At 60.0% G+C, this 2,055-nt stretch carries 5 protein-coding genes; 1 reads left to right on the top strand and 4 read right to left on the bottom strand.

All coding sequences use genetic code 11. The features are described 5' to 3' along the window. The coding region (locus VN622_14190; protein ID HWR37008.1) for a hypothetical protein at nucleotides 1-202 on the top strand (202 nt) is incomplete at its 5' end. A 257-nt stretch (nucleotides 203-459) separates the two neighbouring features. On the opposite strand, the gene VN622_14185 is transcribed toward VN622_14190, so the two are convergent. From VN622_14185 to VN622_14170, 4 genes are all read right to left on the bottom strand, one after another. Then, a complete protein-coding gene (locus tag VN622_14185; GenBank protein ID HWR37007.1) occupies nucleotides 460-771 on the bottom strand; it encodes a hypothetical protein in 312 nt (103 codons plus the stop codon). A gap of 112 nt (nucleotides 772-883) precedes the next feature. Further along, a complete protein-coding gene (locus tag VN622_14180) occupies nucleotides 884-1,441 on the bottom strand; it encodes a hypothetical protein (protein HWR37006.1) in 558 nt (185 codons plus the stop codon). Then, entirely contained in the window at nucleotides 1,438-1,749 is a 312-nt protein-coding gene (locus VN622_14175) for a hypothetical protein (protein ID HWR37005.1), read from the bottom strand. The genes VN622_14180 and VN622_14175 overlap by 4 nt, the downstream gene beginning before the upstream one ends. 102 nt (nucleotides 1,750-1,851) lie before the next feature. Then, on the bottom strand, nucleotides 1,852-2,055 hold a 204-nt coding region (locus VN622_14170), incomplete at its 5' end, for a hypothetical protein (protein HWR37004.1).

Below are 2,055 nucleotides of genomic sequence, written 5' to 3'. Positions count from 1 at the left end.
CTTTCTGTTCAACGGGGCCACGTCACCGAACACTGTTGGATTTGTGGCAGGGGCTGGACTCCGCCTCAAGCTGGGTCCGGTCAATATCACGCCGGAAATTCGTTATACACGCTGGGGCGGCGACAGCTTCTCACAATCGCTCTTGAACGTGTTCCCATTAAGCCGAAACGAGGGCTCTGTTCTGCTGGGCGTAACGTTTTGATCGCAACGCTTGGCCGCGTCAGATCAAAACGCGCGCGTGCTACCCCATCGGACACCGCGGGCTTGAACTGAGGTCAGTGGGAGTCAGCGACGTTTCGGCTGAATGAAACGCGACACGGCGGCCGCTCGCCGTGTGAGGGAGTGCGCCGCAGAACCAGTTCGGCGGGAAGGAAGACAAAATTCTGATTCGTGCGCGTCAAGAAGGTCGTAGCGAACAGGCCAGTGAATGGGTAGGACCGGATCCTCTATCTCGTTACATTATTCGGTCCGCCATCTGGTGCGGAGCACGGCGCGTGCTTGCGAAGCCAGCCTTCCCGCGAGTTCCTCCACACGCTCCACTTCGGCGAGTGACCAGCTATCTTTTTCGTAGTATCGCGGCAGCCCGATGATGCCAGCGTGCTCTTCCTCGTCAGGCTCGAAATGCCACACCTCGAGTCCGAGGTCTCCAATATGGCCGACATGTAGGCTGTCCACCCCGTGGCCACTGCTGACCTTTGTCTTGCACTGCTCGACGGTGCAGAGGACAGCGCGCATGAGAGAGAGGCCCGTCCGCACGTCCGCCTCGCGCATAACAGGAACGCCTCGGGCTTCAGGGTCCCATCTTCCTCAAGCCAGCTTTTCCTGATTACAATTCGGTAAACAATCTCCGTACAGTCGAGGCGAAAGTCGAACACGCGGATTGTTACTCTGAACCTCGGTCCACCCACTGCAGCCAAGCGGCAAAGCTATCGTAGGTGAGATTATCAGTAATCTGGTGCTGCGAACCCGCCTGCGCGTACAAGTAGCTACGGCCTTCAGGCGTCGGCGGAAGCACGAGTCTGAGCTGGCGGTTCTGCTTACGCCAGGTGATCCGAAGTCCCGCAGCGGTATCCGTGCATGCCGATCCGGCAGGGAAGGGGTCTATCAAGGCCGCCGAACTGCGCAGGAGTTCGGTCGCCATGGCATGGGCGAAAAGCGACGGGCGTGCCGGGCCGTACTCGTCTTCCTCGGGCTCGCCCGAGAGTTCATCAAGGCTTCGGAGCGTGCGCCGAAGACCACTGTTGAAGGCGGCGGGCATCCGCCATGCTCGCATGGTCGCCTCGGCTGGAACAAGGACCCGTATGCCGGGCAAGGTCGCCGAGCTCGCAGAAACGCAGGCCCACGAATCAGGCCTTCGAACGGGCGCGTTCGAGGCTGGTTCGTCCCATTGGTCGGGATCCAGTCCACCGAAGAGCCCGACGCACAGCGGCATCGTGCTCATGCAATTCTCCCCCACATGGCATGGCTTTCATCCGTCGTGAGTGCTGCGAATGTGTACACGATTGCGTCGTGCGCAATCGTAAACCAATGGTCCATATTTGCATCGCCTGTCGCGGCGCTTCCTCGGGCCGTGAACTCAACCACGAGCACTTCTTCTGGTGTGACATGGGGTTCCGTCGCCCTAACGCCGTGCTTCAGCGTCATTGCCAATCTGCCCGCGTCACCCTCCAAGGGCCAGCCGAGGGTCAGATTAATAACGCGCGGATCGGCACCGGAGGGAGTCTGCGGCAACTTGTTATAGAAGTTCATAAACCGCCAGACATCTCGGGGAAACTTCACTCCCGGGGAAGCCATCATGTTCACGCCCTGGATGTGATCTACCGCTTCAAGCAGCGCCTCTGCTACCTGCTGCTAAAGAAACACCGCACCCGGCGACAGTGCCCACGACTGGTGCCACGGTTCCTGCGAGCGGTCGAGGAGTTGCGGCAGTCCGGACTGCTGCAACTGGTACGGCTCGGTGAAACGCTGCACAACTGGTCCGCGGAGATTGCGGCCATGTGGCGCTTCACCCGCAACAACGGCATCACGGAAGGCTTCCACACCAAAATGGAACTC

Source organism: Clostridia bacterium (genome assembly GCA_035561135.1).
Classification (GTDB): domain Bacteria; phylum Acidobacteriota; class Terriglobia; order Terriglobales; family Acidobacteriaceae; genus DATMYA01.
Note: the sequence above shows the minus strand (reverse complement) of the source record. Positions and strands in the feature narration are given on the sequence as shown.

Coding starts and splice junctions, on each gene's coding strand:
- VN622_14185 (HWR37007.1), bottom strand. CDS start 771: ATGCGCGAGGCGGACGTGCGGACGGGCCTCTCTCTCATGCGCGCTGTC.
- VN622_14180 (HWR37006.1), bottom strand. CDS start 1,441: ATGAGCACGATGCCGCTGTGCGTCGGGCTCTTCGGTGGACTGGATCCC.
- VN622_14175 (HWR37005.1), bottom strand. CDS start 1,749: ATGAACTTCTATAACAAGTTGCCGCAGACTCCCTCCGGTGCCGATCCG.